Origin of the sequence: Streptomyces bambusae (assembly GCF_019400985.1) — a bacterium.
Classification (GTDB): Bacteria; Actinomycetota; Actinomycetes; order Streptomycetales; family Streptomycetaceae; genus Streptomyces; species Streptomyces bambusae_A.
Map to the genome: position 1 here is coordinate 1 of NZ_WTFF01000708.1, position 783 is coordinate 783.

Annotated in this window: 1 protein-coding gene; it reads left to right on the plus strand. The window is 77.8% G+C overall.

Annotation, left to right across the window (positions count from 1 at the left end; all coding sequences use genetic code 11):
• Positions 1 to 511 precede the first annotated feature (511 nt).
• Positions 512 to 783: helix-turn-helix domain-containing protein (locus GPJ59_RS36665; protein ID WP_308120712.1), on the plus strand; the 272-nt coding region annotated here is incomplete at its 3' end.

Genomic DNA, 783 nt, shown 5'->3' on the forward strand with positions numbered 1-783 from the left:
CGGCGCGGGCGCCGCCGCCGCGGGTGCCGCCCCGGTGACGGAGGCCGCCGAGCTGAAGCGGCTGTCCAGGGTGTCCGACGGGTCCGGCGCCGCGGCGGTGTCCGGGCCGGCCGGCGGGTCGTCGTAGAGCTTGTGCCACCAGTCGTGCGGGGCCCCCTGCTGACTCATGCCCTTATTGTCGGCCGGGCAGGGCGGCCGGAAACGCCGAACGGGGCCACCGGGTGCGTTGCCCGGCACCCCCTTGACGAACCTTCAGAACCCGGGCCCGAACGCCGTACGCGCGTACGGCCGTCCGCCGGCCGTCGCCTCCTCCGGCGCTCGCCGCGCAGGAGCAACACGGGGCAAGCCCCGGCAAAGCCGCAGCCCGAACGGATGGTCGACGGCCGCACGTCAGTACTGCTGCTGCGCAGCCCTGGCAGACGGACACCGGGTGCGGTGATGATGTCCGCGGCGGGTTTGCGCCGTGGCCGCTTCCCGCCAGGCGCCGTGGACAAGGGTGGGGTGGTCGGGTGTGCTGAGCGCGCTGGGTCTGGACGAGGGGCAGGAGTCGGCGTACCGCGTGCTGGTCGCGCTCGGGGCGGCGGAGGCGGCGGACCTCGCCCACCGGCTCACCCTGCCGGTGCCGCAGACCGAACAGGCCCTGCGGCACCTGGAGCGGCACGGCCTGGCCGCCCGGTCCTCGGCCCGGCCCGGGCGGTGGGTGGCGGCCCCGCCCGCGGCGGCGCTCGGGGCGGCGGGTGTGCGGGACCGGGCGGTCGCGGGCGGGCAGCCAGCGGTCGGCGG